At 62.9% G+C, this 17,001-nt stretch carries 18 protein-coding genes and 2 riboswitches; of the genes, 10 read left to right on the top strand and 8 right to left on the bottom strand.

What is annotated here, in order from left to right; all coding sequences use genetic code 11:
• Window positions 1–17 precede the first annotated feature (17 nt).
• On the top strand, window positions 18–1,700 hold the full coding sequence (locus FDN03_RS05405) for a threonine/serine exporter family protein (RefSeq protein WP_249354312.1): 1,683 nt from the start codon (window positions 18–20) through the stop codon (window positions 1,698–1,700).
• Window positions 1,701–1,729: 29 nt separating this feature from the next.
• Here FDN03_RS05405 and FDN03_RS05400 read toward each other — a convergent pair whose 3' ends face one another.
• Complete coding sequence (locus FDN03_RS05400; protein ID WP_249354310.1) at window positions 1,730–2,503, bottom strand: uracil-DNA glycosylase; 774 nt, start codon at window positions 2,501–2,503, stop codon at window positions 1,730–1,732.
• A gap of 156 nt (window positions 2,504–2,659) precedes the next feature.
• Between FDN03_RS05400 and FDN03_RS05395 the strand changes: the two genes are divergently transcribed.
• From FDN03_RS05395 to groL, 3 genes are all read left to right on the top strand, one after another.
• A complete protein-coding gene (locus FDN03_RS05395) occupies window positions 2,660–2,947 on the top strand; it encodes a DUF3263 domain-containing protein (protein ID WP_138174850.1) in 288 nt (95 codons plus the stop codon).
• A 56-nt stretch (window positions 2,948–3,003) separates the two neighbouring features.
• Window positions 3,004–3,609 (top strand): LytR C-terminal domain-containing protein, encoded by a 606-nt coding sequence (locus tag FDN03_RS05390; protein WP_138174848.1) that lies wholly within the window; start codon window positions 3,004–3,006, stop codon window positions 3,607–3,609.
• A 278-nt stretch (window positions 3,610–3,887) separates the two neighbouring features.
• Window positions 3,888–5,525, top strand: coding sequence for a chaperonin GroEL (gene groL / locus FDN03_RS05385; RefSeq protein ID WP_138174846.1), 1,638 nt, complete (start codon window positions 3,888–3,890; stop codon window positions 5,523–5,525).
• A 131-nt stretch (window positions 5,526–5,656) separates the two neighbouring features.
• On the opposite strand, the gene FDN03_RS05380 is transcribed toward groL, so the two are convergent.
• The 5 genes from FDN03_RS05380 to FDN03_RS05360 all read right to left on the bottom strand — a co-directional run bounded on the left by FDN03_RS05380 (window position 5,657) and on the right by FDN03_RS05360 (window position 9,657).
• Entirely contained in the window at window positions 5,657–6,544 is an 888-nt protein-coding gene (locus tag FDN03_RS05380) for a DUF4031 domain-containing protein (protein ID WP_138174844.1), read from the bottom strand.
• Window positions 6,545–6,589: 45 nt separating this feature from the next.
• Complete coding sequence (locus tag FDN03_RS05375) at window positions 6,590–6,880, bottom strand: WXG100 family type VII secretion target (RefSeq protein WP_138174842.1); 291 nt, start codon at window positions 6,878–6,880, stop codon at window positions 6,590–6,592.
• A gap of 145 nt (window positions 6,881–7,025) precedes the next feature.
• Complete coding sequence (locus tag FDN03_RS05370) at window positions 7,026–8,552, bottom strand: HAMP domain-containing sensor histidine kinase (RefSeq protein WP_138174840.1); 1,527 nt, start codon at window positions 8,550–8,552, stop codon at window positions 7,026–7,028.
• Between the two features lie 38 nt (window positions 8,553–8,590).
• The gene (locus tag FDN03_RS05365; protein ID WP_138174838.1) at window positions 8,591–9,298 is read right to left on the bottom strand and encodes a response regulator transcription factor; all 708 of its coding nucleotides are present in this window, start codon (window positions 9,296–9,298) and stop codon (window positions 8,591–8,593) included.
• A gap of 71 nt (window positions 9,299–9,369) precedes the next feature.
• Window positions 9,370–9,657: a hypothetical protein gene (locus tag FDN03_RS05360; protein WP_138174836.1), complete on the bottom strand. Its 288-nt coding sequence runs from the start codon at window positions 9,655–9,657 to the stop codon at window positions 9,370–9,372.
• 167 nt (window positions 9,658–9,824) lie between these two features.
• Here FDN03_RS05360 and FDN03_RS05355 point away from each other — a divergent pair, with 167 nt between their 5' ends.
• Both FDN03_RS05355 and FDN03_RS05350 read left to right on the top strand, forming a co-directional pair.
• The gene (locus FDN03_RS05355) at window positions 9,825–10,208 is read left to right on the top strand and encodes a cold-shock protein (RefSeq protein ID WP_054820557.1); all 384 of its coding nucleotides are present in this window, start codon (window positions 9,825–9,827) and stop codon (window positions 10,206–10,208) included.
• A 3-nt stretch (window positions 10,209–10,211) separates the two neighbouring features.
• The gene (locus FDN03_RS05350; RefSeq protein WP_138174834.1) at window positions 10,212–10,829 is read left to right on the top strand and encodes a DUF3027 domain-containing protein; all 618 of its coding nucleotides are present in this window, start codon (window positions 10,212–10,214) and stop codon (window positions 10,827–10,829) included.
• Window positions 10,830–10,951: 122 nt separating this feature from the next.
• Here the strand turns inward: FDN03_RS05350 and serC are convergent, their stop codons facing one another.
• Window positions 10,952–12,073 (bottom strand): phosphoserine transaminase, encoded by a 1,122-nt coding sequence (gene serC, locus FDN03_RS05345; protein ID WP_138174832.1) that lies wholly within the window; start codon window positions 12,071–12,073, stop codon window positions 10,952–10,954.
• 256 nt (window positions 12,074–12,329) lie between these two features.
• On the opposite strand from serC, the gene FDN03_RS05340 reads away from it, so the two are divergent.
• The 4 genes from FDN03_RS05340 (at window position 12,330) to FDN03_RS05325 (ending at window position 16,330) form a co-directional block, all read left to right on the top strand.
• Window positions 12,330–13,028, top strand: a complete 699-nt coding sequence (locus FDN03_RS05340; RefSeq protein ID WP_138174830.1) for a metal-dependent transcriptional regulator — start codon at window positions 12,330–12,332, stop codon at window positions 13,026–13,028.
• A gap of 106 nt (window positions 13,029–13,134) precedes the next feature.
• Window positions 13,135–13,293, top strand: a riboswitch (cyclic di-AMP (ydaO/yuaA leader).
• Between the two features lie 5 nt (window positions 13,294–13,298).
• Entirely contained in the window at window positions 13,299–14,300 is a 1,002-nt protein-coding gene (locus tag FDN03_RS05335) for a M23 family metallopeptidase (RefSeq protein WP_249354307.1), read from the top strand.
• Window positions 14,301–14,400: 100 nt separating this feature from the next.
• Window positions 14,401–14,595: riboswitch (cyclic di-AMP (ydaO/yuaA leader) on the top strand.
• Between the two features lie 4 nt (window positions 14,596–14,599).
• Complete coding sequence (locus FDN03_RS05330; RefSeq protein ID WP_249354305.1) at window positions 14,600–15,502, top strand: C40 family peptidase; 903 nt, start codon at window positions 14,600–14,602, stop codon at window positions 15,500–15,502.
• Window positions 15,503–15,835: 333 nt separating this feature from the next.
• Complete coding sequence (locus FDN03_RS05325) at window positions 15,836–16,330, top strand: HNH endonuclease (RefSeq protein WP_138174824.1); 495 nt, start codon at window positions 15,836–15,838, stop codon at window positions 16,328–16,330.
• A 73-nt stretch (window positions 16,331–16,403) separates the two neighbouring features.
• Here the strand turns inward: FDN03_RS05325 and FDN03_RS05320 are convergent, their stop codons facing one another.
• On the bottom strand, window positions 16,404–16,820 hold the full coding sequence (locus tag FDN03_RS05320) for an NUDIX domain-containing protein (RefSeq protein ID WP_138174822.1): 417 nt from the start codon (window positions 16,818–16,820) through the stop codon (window positions 16,404–16,406).
• Window positions 16,821–17,001: the final 181 nt, after the last annotated feature.

Here is a 17,001-nt window from a genome sequence, read left to right as displayed (position 1 = left end):
TTTAAGGGGGTAGATCGGTGGCGCAGCAGGAGCGGGAGAACGAGCCCCGGGAGCAGGTGAATCCGGGGGCGGACCCGGATCCGAAGGTCTCGAGTCTGCCACGCATCAGCGCCAACGAAATCAGGCTTGGATCCCCTCTGGAAGCCAGCGAACCAAGCCAGCCCTACACCTCTTCGTGGCCGCTGCATGATGCCCCACCGGTCCCCGAAGACCCCACCGCCACCATCGCCGCCGCGGAGATCGGCGACCTGGAAGCCCGGACCGGCCAGGTGACCACCGAAGACGGGGTGACCGTGGTGCCCACCCGCGCGAACCCGGTCGCCCGGCGCCTGTTGGCCAAGATGTGGGTTTCCGACGCCCCGCCCACCCAGGCGCTGAACATCGTCGAACGGCTCAAGGGCACCCCTTACGCCAACCCCCAGATCAAGGACACCGAGGCTTCGGCCCGCCCGGTCCTGGAATTCGCGCTGGATCTGGCCGAAACGCTTTTCCGATACGGGGCCGGGGCCCTGGAGGTGGAGACCAGCGTCATCGCGGTCACCGCGGCGCTGGGGCTGAAGCACGTGGATGTGGATGTCACCAACCAGTCGATCCACCTGAACTACAACCCGACCGACGCGGACGGGTTCTCGGTGCTGCGCGTAGTGCGCTCCTCGACCGCGAACTTCGCCGGGCTGTGCCTGGTGCACGAGCTGGTCTCCGACGTGATTTCCGGGGGCATTGAAATCACCCAGGCTGCGACGCGGCTGCAGGTGATCATGCGCAAGCCGCGCCCCTTCCCGCGCTGGTTCGTGGCCACCGCGCGCGGCGTGTTCGCCGCCGCGTTCGTGCTGTTCATCGGAGGTTCGGCCCTGGGCGCGCTGATCGCCTTCGGTTCCTCCTCTCTGGTTTCGCAGATCATGAAGTTCGGCAACCGCTGGCGGGTGCCCGAATTCTTCACGGTGGCGGCATCCACCTGTGCGGTGACCGCGGTGGCGCTGATCGGCTTCGCGGTCCACGCACCCATTGACCCGGCACTGGTGGTCGCCGGCGGCATCCTGCTGTTGCTGCCCTCGGTGCGCTTCGTCTCGGCCCTGCAGGACGCGATCAACGGCTTCCCGGTGACCGCGGTGGGCCGGCTGTTTTCCGCCGGGCTGATCTATACGGCGATCCTCACCGGCATCTCGGTGGCCCTGGTGATCAGTTTTATGCTCGGCGGCACCGAAGTGGACGTGCACCAGATCCAGCAGATCTCCTATCCGCAGTGGTTCATGATCCTGCTGGTGGCGGTTGCCATCGCCGCCGGCGCGATCTCCGAACAGACCGCGAAGAAGCTCGTGCTGCCCACTGTGGTGATCGCGGTCATCGGCTACCTGGTGCTGCTGGTGTGCAATGCGCTGGGGCTGGGGGAGCGGGCCACCCCGGCCGTGGTGGCCACCGTGATCGGCTTTGCCGCCCGGTTCACCTCGGAGAAGCTGCGCACCCCGCAGCTGGTGATTGCCTCGCCCGGGGTGTACTTCCTGCTGCCGGGCCTGATGATCTTCCGTTCCATGTACGGGATCGTGCTGGAAACCGACGCCATGGACCAGGCGCTGGTGGAGATGTTCAACGCCTTTGCCATCATGCTCTCGATCGCCGGCGGCGTCGTGTTCGGCGACACGCTCTGCCGTCCGCTGATTGCCGGGGCCGGACGGGAACGCAAGCGCATTCGACGCCGGTAACGCCTTGGCTGACCATGCCGCCGGGCCGACTAGGCCGGCGGCAGCTGCCAATCCACCGGCGACAGGCCCAGCTGCTGCAGTTCACGATTCACCGCGCTGAAGGGCCGGGAACCGAAGAACCCGCGGGAGGCCGACAGCGGCGAGGGGTGGGCGCTGCGCAATTGAACCATCGTCGGCATCGCCGGAGCCAGTTTTTGGGCGTGCGCACCCCACAGGATCGCGACCACCGCCGGGGTGCGGCGGTTCAGAGTGGTGATCACCGCGTTGGTCACCGCATCCCACCCGAGTTTCTGGTGTGATCCGGCCTGCCCGGCACCCACCGACAGCGTCTGGTTCAGCAACATCACCCCCTGCTCCTGCCAGGCGCTCAGATCCCCGTGGACCGCTGGCGCCACGCCCAGGTCATCTTCCAGTTCCCGGTAAATGTTCTTCAGGCTGCGCGGCAACGGGCGAACCTGCCGGTCGGTGGAAAAGCTCAGCCCCACCGGGTGGGACGGTGTCGGGTAGGGATCCTGGCCCAGGATCAGCACCTTCACCCGCTGAACGGGCAGCTGCAGGGCACGCAACATCAGCCGGGGTTCGGGCAGAATCTGTTCACCGGTCAGCGAGCGTTCCGAGAGCCGGCGGGCCAGGGTGCGCAGCGTGTGGTCCAGCGGCAGCAGCGTTGGCACCCAGCTCGGATCGATGACCCCGGTCTCGGCCATCGCCGCCGCGCCGTGGAAGAACGGGAAATCTTCGGGCGTGAAGCTCGCCGCGGCGGGCTCGGCGGATGCGGCGAACAGGGCCGGTTGGTCGAAGCTCATGGCACCATTCTTCCCTGCCGCGGCCCGTCGTGCGAAGCGTCACCGGGAACCGGCGGAGGAAAACGGCTAGAATTGTCTATGGCGTAGCGCCGGGAATACCCAGATGGAAGAGTGTTCCCCAGTGGTTTCCAACGGTTTGGATCGAGGTGGATGAGCATGGCGGATGAAGGCATCTTGGTGGATTTCGTGATGAATCCAGATAGCGAGCTCGATGAGCGCTCGCAGCAGATCCTGAGCATGGAGCGGCTGTGGTGGAAGTATGCCGGGGCCAAGGAACAGGCCATCACCAAGCAGTTCTCCATCTCGCCGGCGAACTACTACCAGCTGCTGAATCAGCTTATTGAAACGGATGCGGCGCTGGCCTACGATCCGATGCTGGTCAAGCGGCTGCGTAGACTACGAACTACCAAGCGTCGTGTCCGCACCGGCAACGCCAAGTACTGACCAGTTACTGAGCCAGGCGTGCCCGGAGACCGGCAAGACATCGAACAAGGACGAGAATGACCAACTACCCACGTGACGAATTCGATCGCGTACCGGAGTTCAACACCCGCGTTGGGTCGCACCATGCCAATGGCTGGGCACAGGCTGCCGCCTCCAAGGACAAGGGTGGAAAGTTCCGTTGGGTGGCCATTGCCGCTGTGCTGGTGCTGCTGGTCGGCGCCGTCTCCTACTTCTTCTTCGGCCCCAATGGGCAAAACCAGCTGATGGGGTCCACCCCCACGCCCAGCCCCACCGCCTCGGCCAGCGCCGAGGCGAGCTCGCAGAGCCCCAGCCCGAGTGAGTCGCCCACGGCCTCCAGCACCATTGACGAGGATCTGGTGCTGTACCAGGTGCGCGTGGGGATCTACAACGGCGCGGGGGTCGCCGGAATTGCCGGTCAGGCCCAGCAGCTGCTGCTCGATGAGGGCTTCACCGGATCCTTCACGGACAACTGGGTGCGCGATGAAACCGAGTCCGCGGTCTACTACACGACCGAGCAGTATCGGATGACCGCCGAAAAGGCGGCCGAGGTGTTGCAGATCGAGGCCGTCTACCAGACGCAGAACATCCCCAACCCGGTCACCGTGGTGCTGGGGGCTGATGACCCGCTGCCCAGCGAGTAAGACGCACCTACGCTCACAGCCGACTAGCTTGCACTCGAGGGGCTGGAGTGCCAATATTTGTATTAGCACTCTAGTGCTTCGACTGCTAACGCAGGCGGGTGGAGCTGACCTTCACCCTTCGCGGCGGCGGATTCGAGGCGCCGGAGCAAGAAACACCTCAGATAGCGAGAGTCAGTACGCGTCGCGGTCCGATGCCGCCCGCGGAACCCTCGTCCGTCGCGGGCGCTGTCTGGCGGTTGCATTTTCGCAAGCTAGTCCCGAAAGGACCACCAGCCACTATGGCCAAGATGATTGCATTTGACGAGGAAGCACGCCGCGGCCTCGAGCGCGGCCTGAACACTCTGGCCGATGCCGTGAAGGTCACCCTGGGCCCGCGCGGTCGCAACGTTGTTCTGGAAAAGAAGTGGGGCGCTCCCACCATCACCAACGACGGTGTCTCGATTGCCAAGGAAATTGAGCTTGAGGACCCGTACGAGAAGATCGGCGCCGAGCTGGTCAAGGAAGTCGCCAAGAAGACTGACGACGTCGCCGGTGACGGTACCACCACCGCCACCGTGCTCGCCCAGGCCCTGGTGAAGGAAGGCCTGCGCAACGTCGCCGCCGGCGCCGACCCGATCGCGCTGCGCCGCGGCATCGACAAGGCTGTTGAGGCAGTCACCTCCGAGCTGTTCACCGCAGCGAAGAAGGTCGAGTCCAAGGAGCAGATCGCGGCCACCGCTTCGATCTCCGCTGGCGACAACGAAATCGGCGGTCTGATCGCCGAGGCGCTGGACAAGGTCGGCGAGCAGGGTGTCATCACCGTCGAGGAATCGAACACCTTCGGCCTGGAGCTTGAACTGGCAGAGGGCATGCGCTTTGACAAGGGCTACATCTCGGCCTACTTCGTCACCGACGCAGAGCGCCAGGAAACCGTCCTGGAAGACCCCTACATCCTGATCGTCAACTCCAAGATCTCCAACGTCAAGGAAATGGTCGGTCTGCTGGAGAAGGTCATGCAGTCCAACAAGTCGCTGCTGATCATCGCCGAAGACGTCGAGGGCGAAGCCCTGGCCACCCTGATCCTGAACAAGATCCGTGGCCTGTTCAAGTCCGTCGCCGTCAAGGCCCCGGGCTTCGGTGACCGCCGCAAGGCCATGCTCACCGACATTGCCATCCTCACCGGTGGCCAGGTCGTTTCCGAGGAAGTTGGCCTGTCCCTGGACAACGTCGGCCTGGAGGTGCTGGGTACCGCCCGCAAGGTCGTCATCACCAAGGACGAGACCACCATCGTTGAAGGCGGCGGCGAAGCCGACGCCATCGAGGGTCGCAAGAACCAGATCGCTGCCGAGATCAAGAACACCGACTCGGACTACGACCGCGAGAAGCTGCAGGAGCGCCACGCCAAGCTCTCCGGCGGTGTCGCCGTGCTGAAGGCCGGCGCCGCCACCGAGGTGGAGCTCAAGGAGCGCAAGCACCGCATCGAGGACGCCGTGCGCAACGCCAAGGCTGCCGTGGAAGAGGGCATCGTCGCCGGCGGTGGCGTGGCCCTGATCCAGGCCGGTGCCGCTGCCTTCGAGAAGCTGACCCTGGAAGGTGACGAGGCCACCGGTGCGAACATCGTGCGCGTTGCCATCGAGGCCCCGCTGAAGCAGATCGCCGCCAACGCTGGCATGGAGCCGGGCGTTGTGGCCGACAAGGTCAAGGGCCTGTCCGCAGGCCACGGCCTGAACGCCGCCACCGGCGAGTACACCGACCTGCTGGAGGCCGGCGTGAACGATCCGGTGAAGGTGACCCGTTCGGCCCTGCAGAACGCTGCATCGATCGCCGGCCTGTTCCTGACCACCGAGGCCGTCGTGGCAGACAAGCCGGCTCCGGCCGGTGCCGCTGCCCCGGGTGCCGACGAGATGGCAGGCATGGGCGGCATGGGCGGCTTCTAGCCTCTCGCGTTCAACCCAACACTGCGCGAAACCCGCTCCACCGCAACCGGTGGGGCGGGTTTCGCCGTTAACCGCCGCCGCAGCTGGCACGCTGCGGTGCCTTGCCGCGGCTGGGGCCGGCGGGCAGTGTTTTAGCTCCAGCGCGAGAGCTGTTCGATTTCCTGGCTGAGGTTCGCCCGGGCGGACGCTTCCCAGCGCTGCAGGCCCAAGGGGGTGGCGAAGATCTGTTCCTTGTCCAACAACGCCTGCAGGATCTGGGAGCGTCCGGCGGCAAAGTCCTTCTGCGGCAGGTGCGAATATTCCTCGGCGATCGCCGCAGTGTAGCGCTGGTAGGCGGCCGGTGGCCTGGCCAGCACCTCAAGGTCGGCATCGGAAAACATCTGCCCCAGATAGTCCGCGGCCTGCGGGCGGTGTGTGGTGGTCAGCAGCACCAGGCGGCGCACCTCGCCCACCGCGCCCGGGGAGATGAGCCCGTAGAGCCGGGCTTCGGCCAGGCGGGCGGAGTCCTGCTCGTCCTGGGCGGTGCCCCGGTAGACGGCATCGTGGAACCAGGCGGTCAGTTCCAGGATCTGTCGTTCGTCCTGCTCCAGGTCTTCGGGCATCAGCTCATCCAGGGCCTCAAGGACCGACAAGAGGTGAACCCGGTCGTGGTATTTGCGGTGCCCCTGGCTCCAGGCTGCCAACAGCTCCCTGCCCAGTCCGGGCACCTCCAGGGTCCGCGCCCAGCGGCGCAGCAGAATTTTGTCGAGCTTCTCGGGACGGTGCCGCCCGGGCACCCGAATCCCGGACGCCACCAGCCGGCGCACCAGCTCCCCACCCGAAACCGGCTGGGCCCCACTGTCCACCAGCTGCCGGTATCGGCGTTCCGGCACGTCATAGTGGTCACGGTCAAAGGCCCGCTGCGGCAGGCCGGTACGCCGGGCGAACTCATGGAGTTCCTGCAGCGAATGATCGGAGACCACATGGGAGAACAAGGTCCCATGGGCGGGCCAGAGCGGTGGGTCAATCAGGATGCTCATTGCCCCAGCCTACCGACCCGCTGTCCACGGGGTCAGGCACACGGCTCAGAAGCGAAACATGGACGCGTTGATGTTCTCCACTTCCTCGTATTGGGTGGAGGCGTGGTGCAGGGCCGTGGCGATGGAGGAGAGCGACTCCTCGATGCGCACATGGGTGGCCCGCCATTCGGCGACAATTGCCTGGAACGACGCGGCGGCGGCGCCCTGCCACGTGCCCTGCAACTGGTCAAGGTTCATCTGCATGGCCGCCACTTCACTGCGCAACCGGTCGATGGTTCCCATGACGGCCTGGGACTTGATTTGCATGTCACCGGTGTCGGTGGAAAACGTGCTCACGATGGTCCTGCCTTTCCAAGGGGTTGTGATGCCCCCACGTTAAGGCTGTGCTGGTCCTGAACCGCGGGTCGTGGACCGATTGTGGATCAGACGGTGCATGAAACGGAACTGGTCCGGTCCGGGGCGTGATGCACCGGCCCGGCCCCTAGTCCTCGTCATCGTCGTCGTAGTGCTCCTCCACCGGAATGTAGGGCAAGTGTACTGCGAGGGTGGCCCCGCCGCCGGGGGTGTCCTTCACCTGCACGTGGCCGCCGTGCTGTGCCACGATGGCCGCTACGATCGCCAGTCCCAGCCCCGAGCCGCCGGTTTCACGTTGCCGTGAACTGTCGGCGCGGTAGAAGCGTTCAAAGATCTTCTTCGCGTCTTCTTCCGGAATGCCCGGGCCGTGATCGCGGATCTGGATCACCGCATCAATCTGGTCACCAACCTGGGACTTCACGCCGACCGCGATCTCCAAGGGCGAATCTTGCGGAGTGTAGCGCAACGCGTTGGTCAGCAGATTTGCCACGACCTGGCGGATGCGGGCCTCATCCCCGCGCGTGCTGGCCGGGGCCGGTACCGAGGAATGCAGACCCACCAGTTTGACCTCGCGCTCCGGGGCCCGCACACGGGTGTCTTCCACCGCGTCCTGCCCCAGCACCAGCAGGTCCACGGGTGCCATCTCCAGCGCGCGCTGTTCATCGAGCCGGGCCAACATCAACAGGTCTTCGACCAGTTGGGCCATCCGCTTTGATTCGGCCTCGATCCTGCCCATCGCCGAGTCCAGGGCCTCGGGATCCGCCAATCCGCCGTGACGGTAGAACTCGGAGTAGCCCTGGATGGTCACCAGCGGGGTACGCAGCTCATGCGAGGCATCCTGGATGAAGCGACGCATCTTGCGTTCGGAATGCTCCCTGTCCTTGAATGCCCGCTCAATCTGGGCGAGCATCGCGTTCAGGGAGCGCGATAGGCGCCCGACCTCGGTTTCCGGCGGGTAATCGCGCACACGCTGGGTCAAGTCACCATCGGCAATCATCGCCGCGGTGCGTTCAACGCGCACCAACGGCAGGAAAGCGCGTGTGGTGACCCCGTAGGCGATCATGGACATGATCAGGGTAGCCAACAACCCGGTGGACAGCACCAGAACCGTGCTCTTGGAAACCGTGTCCTGTACCGTGTCCAACGGCAATGCAATAAAGAGGTTCGCATCGGAACTGGGCATCGGAACCACCATGGCCCGCCAGCCGATGCTGGCCGGATAGATCCCCGGGACGGTGACCGGATGCCATGGGGTTTCGGCCAGTTTCGCGGTCTGCTCGGGCGCCAGCAACGGCGAATCCATGCCCGTGGGCGTAACCCGGCTGCGCGGCATGATGTACACGATCTTGCCCGAATCATCCCGGATGTCGGCGTACGCGCGGTTCAGCCCCAGCAAGGTGGTGTCCACCCCGGTTTGCTGTTGCGGGTTGCGGTCCCCGTCCAGGGCATAGCGGTAGGCCTGGTTCAGTCCGTAGGAAAGCGTGGGCCCGGCCGCCAGCAACTGGTCATCTATCTGCTTGGTCAGCGAGATGCGCAGCGACTGGGCCGAGCCCACGGCGGTGGCGATGACCCCGAGGATCATCAGGCCGCACATCAGCATGACCAGTTTGGTGCGCAACGAGGTACGGCGCCACGAGAGTCTCAGAGCCTGCATGTAATGACCTTACAAGTCCGCCGTTGCGAACTGGGTCATTAGCGGCGGTCCGGGGTGCGCATCAGGTAACCGACACCGCGCTTGGTCTGGATCAGTGCCGGCCACTCGGGACGGTCGACCTTGCGGCGCAGGTAGGAGATGTAGGACTCCACAATGGAGGCGTCCCCGTTGAAGTCGTACTCCCACACATGGTCCAGGATCTGCGACTTGGACAGCACCCGGTTCGGGTTCATCATCAGGTAACGCAGCAGCTTGAACTCGGTGGGGGACAGATCGATGATTTCCCCGGCGCGGCGCACCTCGTGGGCGTCGTCATCCAGTTCCAGGTCGGCGACGGCGATGGTCGCGTTTTCTTCCTCGCCGGTGTGGGTGCGACGCAAGACCGCACGGATGCGGGCCACGACCTCGTCCAGGCTGAAGGGCTTGGTGACATAGTCATCGCCGCCCACGGTCAGTCCGGTGACCTTGTCGGTGGTGTCATCCCGAGCGGTGAGGAACAGAACCGGGAAATGGCGTCCGGCGGCACGCAGCTTGCGGGTGATGGTGAAACCGTCCATATCCGGCAGCATGACGTCCAGGACCGCCAGATCCGGCTCGCCGGCTTCCACGGCGGCCAGCGCTTCGCGGCCGTTGGCGGCGGCGATGACCTCAAACCCGGCAAAACGCAGGGAGGTCGAAAGCAGCTCGCGGATGTTCGGTTCGTCGTCGACGACCAGCAGTTTGGCTTCAGGTGTCTTTGCACTCATGGGTTCCAGTCTGCAATCAGTTTCTGGGAGTTAGCTGGACGAGCTCTGGAAGGGCAAGGGTGCTGCGCCTGTTAACTCCTGCGTCGTTGCCGAATGGAATACGCAATAACCACGGCGCCGAGGATGAAGGCCAGCGGAAGCCCGTACAATCCGACGCCCATGACCAGTGGAGGGATGGCGATGTGCTGGAAATACAGGACCAGCACCGCGACGAGCGCAAGTGTCGAAACCGCCGCCAGCGCAATGGTGAAACGGGTTATCCAGGTCATGGCAACAGAAGGGGTACTCACATAGACCAACGATACCGCTTTGTCTCGGCTGGGTTCAGGCGTCAAAAGATGAACCGGTGGGGCAGACAATGACATAATCTATTTAATTCGACTTGAATCGCGCCCGTCGATCGAGCACCCGGTAGAACAATAGGCAGTCCGGTTAGATGCTCCGCGCGGCACGAGGGGAAAACACGGCTCCAGGCCCGGATGGCTGGAGACCCGGTGGCTGAGTAAAAAGAACGAGGTAAATGATCGTGCCCAGTGGCAAGGTTAAGTGGTATGAGAAGTCCAAGGGCTTTGGCTTCATCACGGCCGATGACGGCAAGGAGATCTACGTTAACGCGTCGGCGCTGCCCGAAGGCGTGATGGACCTGCGCCCTGGCACCCGGTTGGAATTTGGTATCGCCGACGGGCGGCGGGGGCCGCAGGCGCTGAGCCTGCGGATCCTGGATGAAGCCCCGTCGGTCGCCCGCGCCAAGCGCAAGAAGCCGGAACAGCAGGCGGTGCTGATCGAGGACCTGATCAAGCTGCTCGACCAGGTTTCCAATACCCTGCGCAAGGGCCGCTATCCTGAACACGCATACGGCAAGAAGGTTGCCACCGTGCTGCGCGCGGTGGCCGACGATCTGGACGCATAACTCATGGCTCGTAAACCCAAACTCGACACGGTGCTCGCCGACGCGGTTGATACCGCCCGCGCTGCCCTGACCGAAATCGCCCCCGCCTCGGAAGTGGGGGACTACCAGGGCGTCGCGGTGGAAGGTGAGCGACTTGTCACCCACAGATTTGTCGCCCATCGAGATGGCTATCGCGGGTGGAACTGGTTCGTGACCCTGGCCAGGGTCCCGCGGGCCAAGGCCAAGGACGCGACCGTGTGCGAAATCGGGATTATTCCCGGTGAGGAAGCCCTGCTTGCCCCGGCATGGGTGCCCTGGGCCGATCGCCTGGCCCAGGAGGAAGTGGAGGCCGCCGAGGCTGCGGCGCGCGAAGAAGCCGAAGGCGCTCACGCTGCTGACGGTGAAGCTGCCCCGGAGCCCGAACACGAGGAACGTGCAAAGAACGACACGGGGCAGGACCGGGCCGAGGCCGAGGAAGTCTCCGGCGCTGAAGAGGCATCCGCCGATGACGAGCCCGCAACTGAGGAACCGGAAGCCGCACAGGAACGGGGCAGGCGCCCAGTCCGCCGGCGACGTACCGCACAGCGGACCGCGGCACGTCGCCGCGCTGCCCAGCGCAATCGGTCGCGCCGTTCGTCCTAATCCGGCGTAGGGCCCCAACCACCGCAGACACGTGGCTGGGTGAGGTGCGGGAGACAAAAAGATGGAGGAGAAGCACACTGTGCTTCTCCTCCATCTTTTTCTCTTATGAAAAGAGCGGAACCCTAGAGCTGGTCAATCACGTAATCAATGCAGTCCAGCAGCGCCTGCACGTCGGAAGGTTCGATGGCAACAAAGGTCGCGATGCGCAGCTGGTTGCGACCCAGCTTGCGGTACGGTTCAACATCCACGACGCCATTGGAACGCAAGGTCTTGGCGATTGCCGCAGCATCAATGGAATCGTCGAAGTCGATCGTGGCGATGACATTCGAACGGTGCCCCGGGTCTTGGACGTACGGGCTGGTCTCTTTGCGGGCCTCGGCCCATGCGTAGACCTTGCCAGCGCTTTCGGCGGTGCGAGCCGCAGCCCACTGCAGTCCACCGTTGCTGTTCAGCCACTTGATCTGCTCGTCGAACATGACCAGAGTCGCCAACGCCGGGGTGTTGTAGGTCTGGTTCTTCAGCGAGTTATCCAGCGCCGTCTTCAAGTTCAGGAAGTCCGGGACCCAACGGTCCGAGGCAGCAATCTCCTCGATTCGGGCAATGGCTGCGGGGGAGACCATGGCCACCCACAGCCCGCCGTCCGAGGCGAAGTTCTTCTGCGGCGCAAAGTAGTAGACATCTACCTCGTTCAGATCCACATCCAAACCGCCAGCTGCGCTGGTCGCGTCGACCACGACCAGGGCATCGTCATTCGCGCCGGGAACGCGCTTGACGGGTGCGGCCACGCCGGTCGAGGTTTCGTTATGCGCCCAGGCATAGACATCAACATCGGCCTCCGCCGAAGGCTGCGGCAGCGAACCAGGCTCGGCGCTAATGATGGACGAGGCGGAAAGGAACGGGGCCTTGTCGGTCGCCTTGGCGAACTTGGAGCTGAACTCGCCGAAGGACAGATGCTGTGCCTTGTCGCGCACCAGCCCAAACGCGGCCGCATCCCAGAAGGCGGTGGAACCGCCCACGCCCAGCAGGACTTCATAGCCTTCCGGGGCCTTGAACAGTTCCTTTAGTCCTGACTGGACCGAGGCCACCAGGTTCTTGACCGGGGCCTGGCGGTGGGAAGTTCCCAGCAACCGCGGGCCGGCATCCACCAGGGCCTGAACCTGTTCGGGGCGAACCTTGGACGGGCCGGCGCCAAAGCGGCCGTCGACGGGAAGAAGGGACTGGGGAATGGTGATGCCGGTGCTCATCGCGCTCCTCTTGTAGCGATTGATTCGAAAGCGCGTTTTAGGACGTCCAAGCCCGGATGAGGGGAATTTAAGGCTCGCCAAACGCGTTCCACTAATATCTTCGCAAACCGGTCTGCGAAGAGGGAAAATTCGCGTCGTCGGTTACGTAGGCCGCGTAGGGGTCAGTGCACTAGTTGTCTGTTGCACACAGTAGAGTGGGTAACTGACGTCTCGTTTTACCGGCAAAACTTATTTGTTACTTTCAGGAGTGGCTACCGTGTCTGACCTAATCGATACAACTGAGATGTACCTGCGTACCATTCTTGAGCTTCAAGAAGAAGAGATTGTCGCTCTGCGTGCGCGGATTGCCGAACGTCTGGGCCACTCGGGTCCGACCGTCTCACAGACTGTCGCCCGCATGGAGCGCGATGGGCTGGTCGTGGTTTCCGCGGACCGTCACCTGGCTCTGACGGAAAAGGGTCACGAACTGGCCACCAGCGTGATGCGCAAGCACCGTCTGGCCGAACGGCTGCTCTCGGACATGATTGGCCTGGACTGGGAGTACGTCCACGAAGAGGCCTGCCGCTGGGAACACGTCATGAGCGACCGTGTGGAGCAGCGACTGTACGACCTGCTGGGTAAGCCGACCATTTCTCCCTACGGCAATCCGATCCCGGGTTTGGAAGTGCTAGGAGGGCCGAAGGTGTCGGAGATCTCCTATGAGGTAGAAAACCTTGACCAGGCGCTGGAAAACGGCAACGCCGGTCCACTGCCGATCGAACGACTGGCCGAGCCGATCCAGACTGACCCCATCCTGCTGGGCCAGCTGAATGAGGGCGGAATCAAGCCCGGAGCAGTAGTAACGCTGGAACGGGCCGAGGATTATGTGGTGGTTCGCGTCGAGGGTATCGAGGGCGCGCTGGAGCTTCCGGTGGAAGTCAGCAGCCACGTTTTTGTCCGCACGGCCCAAAGATAACGAAATTGTAACTTTAGCGTTTGACCTGTAGTGTGTACTGCTGGTGTCACCTACTTTCTGACACCCGCAGGCACCGCAGTGAACACCGAGTATTGCCCTCACCGGAGCTATGCGAGAAACAAATCCAGGGCAGTAGCGGGGGACCCAGACTTTGGCGTTGTCAACGCCTTGGGGTGAAGTCGTGCCTTCCACGGGTGAACGACCGGATATTTCTCAGGATCCGAACCCGACAGCTAACTTCGCAGGTGTGTCAACGTGAGAGGGAAAGTATTGGCAGAATCCAAGCCAAGCGGTCGCCGTCGGGCCGAGGGTGTTGAGCTTGATCCAACATTCGAAATCTTGAACGACGTTGCGAGCCGTCCGGCTGGTCGTCGGGCCCGCAGATCAGCTGCGTCTGACGTAGCACCGGCAGAACAGCGTGACTATGCAGGTCGCCGCTTTGAAAGCATTCAGCGCTACGGTGTTTCACCGCAGCAGGCCGACCTGGCCAGCAAATTCGCCGAGAACATTATTCCCCTCTCCGCTGCCAAAACAGCCGAGGCGCCTGTTCCGGCCAGTGATGACCTTATTGAAGAGCTGCGCTCGGTCAAGCGTCCGAAGAGCCGGCTCGGCTTCACTCACAAGGTTGCGGCTGTTGCTGCCGTCTCGGGCCTGACCCTGGCCGCAGTGACCCCCTACCTCGACGGCGCCGATCCGCAGAAGGCCGAAGCCTCGGCCCAGCGTACGGCTACCAGCGCCGTGGTGGACGTCCAGGCTCCGGGCAACAGCGGGCTTGAAGTCGAACGCGCAGCATTGACCTCCGACCGTTCGGAAGAGGTCAAGAAGGAAGAGAAGTTCTCCGAGGTCCTGACCGCCGCAGGCGGGGACATCTCTCGGATCGCGACCCCGGGGCTGCTGGATCGCCCGGTGGATTCCAACCGAATCACCTCTCCCTTTGGACATCGCAAGAACCCCACTGGTCCGGGCTTCATGAGCCACAGTGGCCTAGATTACGGTGTGGCATGTGGCACACCGGTCAAGGCGACAGCCTCGGGCACCGTTACCGTTTCGGGATGGGCGGGACATTCGGGTAAGCGCGTGACCCTCTCCCATGGAAATGGTCTGGAGACCGGCTACAGCCACAACTCTTCCCTAAAGGTTGAGGTCGGACAGAAGGTTGAGCGCGGACAGGTGATCGCGCTCAGCGGCACCACCGGTAACTCAACTGGGTGCCATGTCCACTATGAAGTGATCGTTGACGGCAAGTTCCAGAACCCTGCGGGTTGGCTATAACGATCTCCGTCACCATTTCGTGACCAAAATGTGACAATCGAAAAAACATCCTGTAGGCTCGACAGCGTGCCTCGGGACAACCCGGGCAAAATTGCGTGAGAACCGAACACTGCCAACACGCAATAACACGTTATGAACAACTCGTACGGCAGTGGCGGGGGACCCAAACACCGGGTGGTTGGCTTAGGCCAAAAACCCTAGGGGTGAAGTGTGAAGAGAAGGAAACTTCGACTCCACCGAGGTAACTCCACTTCGAACCCGACAGCTTACCTCGTAGGTATCAAGGAGAGGCTTTAATTGTGACTAAGCGTCAATCGCAGGGGCGCCACCGCGCCGTGCCGGCACGCACCAACCCGTTGGAAGCTATTTCGCAGGCAGTGTCCTCGAACGCCGGTTCGGTCGGCCGCCAGGCCGCCGTCGTGGCCGCAGCTTCCGGTCTGATCGTTACCCTGGGTGTACCGGGCCAGGCCACCGCACCACGCGACGTTTCGGCAGCACCGGTTGACATCGTCAACCCGGAGCGCGTCGCCGTCAAGGCTGTTTCGGTTCCCGCCAAGAAGGCTGACAAGTTCGAAATCGAGCGCGCCAGCTTCACCGCAGAGCCGAAGCCGGAGCCGGTTGTCGTCGCCGTGGCCAATGAGGTCGCCCCGGTGAGCAACGACAACGCACCGACCACTCGCGAGAATGCTCCGACCACTCGGAACAGCGTCTCGACCACTCGCAGCAGCGCGTCGACCAATAACGACAACGCTCCGATGACCCGCGAGAGCCGTTCGCAGACTCAGCGTTCTGCCGCCTCGGCTCCGAAGTCGAACGAGACCAAGGCTCCTAAGAAGGAGTCGACCAAGGGCGTTCCTGGTCTGTCCGGCATTGCCGCGACGGCCAGCAAGTACGTGGGCGCCCCGTACGTCTGGGGCGGCAACACCCCGTCCGGTTGGGATTGCTCCGGCTTCGTGAAGTACGTCTACGCACAGCACGGCATCAACATTGCCCGTGGCACCTCGGCCATCCTTGGCTCCGGTCAGTTCAAGCGCACCAGCAGCCCGAAGCCGGGCGACCTGGTGTTCCAGCGCGGCGGCAGCCACGTCGGCATCTACCTGGGTGGCGGCAAGATGATCGGTGCTCAGAACCCCACCACCGACACCAACATTCACCCAGTGACCCAGAACCCGCTTTACGGGTACTACACCCTGGCTCGCTAGGAACCTAGCAAACGGTTAGGTCGCGGTGACGCTGATGCGTCACCGCGGCCTAACCGTTTAACGTGTCTATCTCTACCCGGGACTTGATCCCCGCCAAGCGGCTTCGCATTGTCGCTCACCTCAGGCAACTGTTCGTTTCGGGAAAGCCCAGAAAGGCGTAGGGGCTGCGGTGAACAGTGTGCGTTCATTGGATTAAGAATGTGCGTGGCGAGCAAAATAGTTGCAATTCATGGTGATCTATCGCATAGGCTAGCGCTTGTGAGGACTGTCCAACAGCGCTTCGTGAGGCATGTGGTAGATGCAGCGCGCGGCGCTCCGGGGGAAAGTACATAGATGCGCACGCTGGTATTGAATGCAGGTTACGAGCCGCTGGCCGTGGTTTCATTTCGCAGAGCACTGCTGTTGGTGCTCGCCGACAAGGCTACGATTCTTTCAGCCGACGACAGCCGGCCGGTAATCAGTGCCCACACAAGCCTTCCGCGGCCGTCGGTCATTGTCCTGAACCGTTATATTCGTCGTCCGCACCGGGTAATGAATCATGTCACCCGTCGCGGCGTATTGCGTCGCGATTCCTACAAGTGCGCCTATTGCGGACGTCCCGCCACCACTGTGGACCATGTGCTTCCGCGGTGCAAAGGCGGTAAGGACACCTGGGAGAATCTGGTCGCCGCGTGCTTCCCCTGCAATAGCCGCAAGGCCGATATGACGCTCTCGCAGCTCGGCTGGAGGCTGAAGGACACCCCGAAATGCCCGCGCTCAAACGTGTTGTTCATCCGTGGTCTGGAACGGGTTGAGCAGGACTGGGGGCAGTACCTGCAGGCCGTTTGAGCAGGAAGCTTCGTCTCTGCGTCACCGGTTTGCTCTCACCCCGTCAGCCGAGGGGAAGCACGCTCAGCGGATTCTAGCTCGCCTGGGTAAGTCGCTCGATAGCCTGGGGGAGTACGTGCTCGCGCAATAGGGGAGCGAGGTCATTGCGCTGCAGGGCTTCGTGGGGATCAACCCAGATGATCTCCTCTAGCTCAGCCTGCGGCCTGGGGGTATGTTCGAGCCGCCCGGCAAATAGATGTGCGCGCAGCCCGGTGTCAGGCTCATTGGCCGCCAAGCCCTCCCAGATGCCAAGCGGTTCCAGATCCGACAAAGCGTAGCTAATTCCCAATTCTTCTTCAATTTCGCGCACCACTGCCTCATGGGCGCTCTCGCCGGGTTCGAGTTTCCCGCCAGGTTGCATGAACTTACTTGTGCCCCGCTTTCTCACCAGGAGCACTTTATTCTCGCTATTCATCAGACAAGCCGCTGCGACGGTCAAAAAGTTCTTCACTAAACGAGGATATCGCGTGTGAAAACGATCTACAGATGGTAACGTGCATTTATGGATCTTCAACTGTTTTATTTGAACTAACCGCATCGTCCTGAACTCGCACTTTGCAGACGTGAACGGCATGTTTGAATTGCGGTTTGAATCGGAAGGATCGATCCATCAACTTTATAGATCAATGGAG

Origin of the sequence: Glutamicibacter sp. V16R2B1 (genome assembly GCF_005774635.1) — a bacterium.
In the GTDB taxonomy this organism is placed as follows: Bacteria; Actinomycetota; Actinomycetes; order Actinomycetales; family Micrococcaceae; genus Glutamicibacter; species Glutamicibacter creatinolyticus.
This window is presented reverse-complemented; position numbering and strand designations above follow the sequence as displayed.

Excerpts from the sequence above, each read along its gene's own strand:
- FDN03_RS05400 (WP_249354310.1), bottom strand. The coding sequence starts at position 2,503 with ATGAGCTTCGACCAACCGGCCCTGTTCGCCGCATCCGCCGAGCCCGCC.
- FDN03_RS05395 (WP_138174850.1), top strand. The coding sequence starts at position 2,660 with ATGGCGGATGAAGGCATCTTGGTGGATTTCGTGATGAATCCAGATAGC.
- FDN03_RS05350 (WP_138174834.1), top strand. The coding sequence starts at position 10,212 with ATGGCTCGTAAACCCAAACTCGACACGGTGCTCGCCGACGCGGTTGAT.
- groL (WP_138174846.1), top strand. The coding sequence starts at position 3,888 with ATGGCCAAGATGATTGCATTTGACGAGGAAGCACGCCGCGGCCTCGAG.
- serC (WP_138174832.1), bottom strand. The coding sequence starts at position 12,073 with ATGAGCACCGGCATCACCATTCCCCAGTCCCTTCTTCCCGTCGACGGC.
- FDN03_RS05390 (WP_138174848.1), top strand. The coding sequence starts at position 3,004 with ATGACCAACTACCCACGTGACGAATTCGATCGCGTACCGGAGTTCAAC.
- FDN03_RS05370 (WP_138174840.1), bottom strand. The coding sequence starts at position 8,552 with ATGCAGGCTCTGAGACTCTCGTGGCGCCGTACCTCGTTGCGCACCAAA.
- FDN03_RS05365 (WP_138174838.1), bottom strand. The coding sequence starts at position 9,298 with ATGAGTGCAAAGACACCTGAAGCCAAACTGCTGGTCGTCGACGACGAA.
- FDN03_RS05325 (WP_138174824.1), top strand. The coding sequence starts at position 15,836 with ATGCGCACGCTGGTATTGAATGCAGGTTACGAGCCGCTGGCCGTGGTT.
- FDN03_RS05380 (WP_138174844.1), bottom strand. The coding sequence starts at position 6,544 with ATGAGCATCCTGATTGACCCACCGCTCTGGCCCGCCCATGGGACCTTG.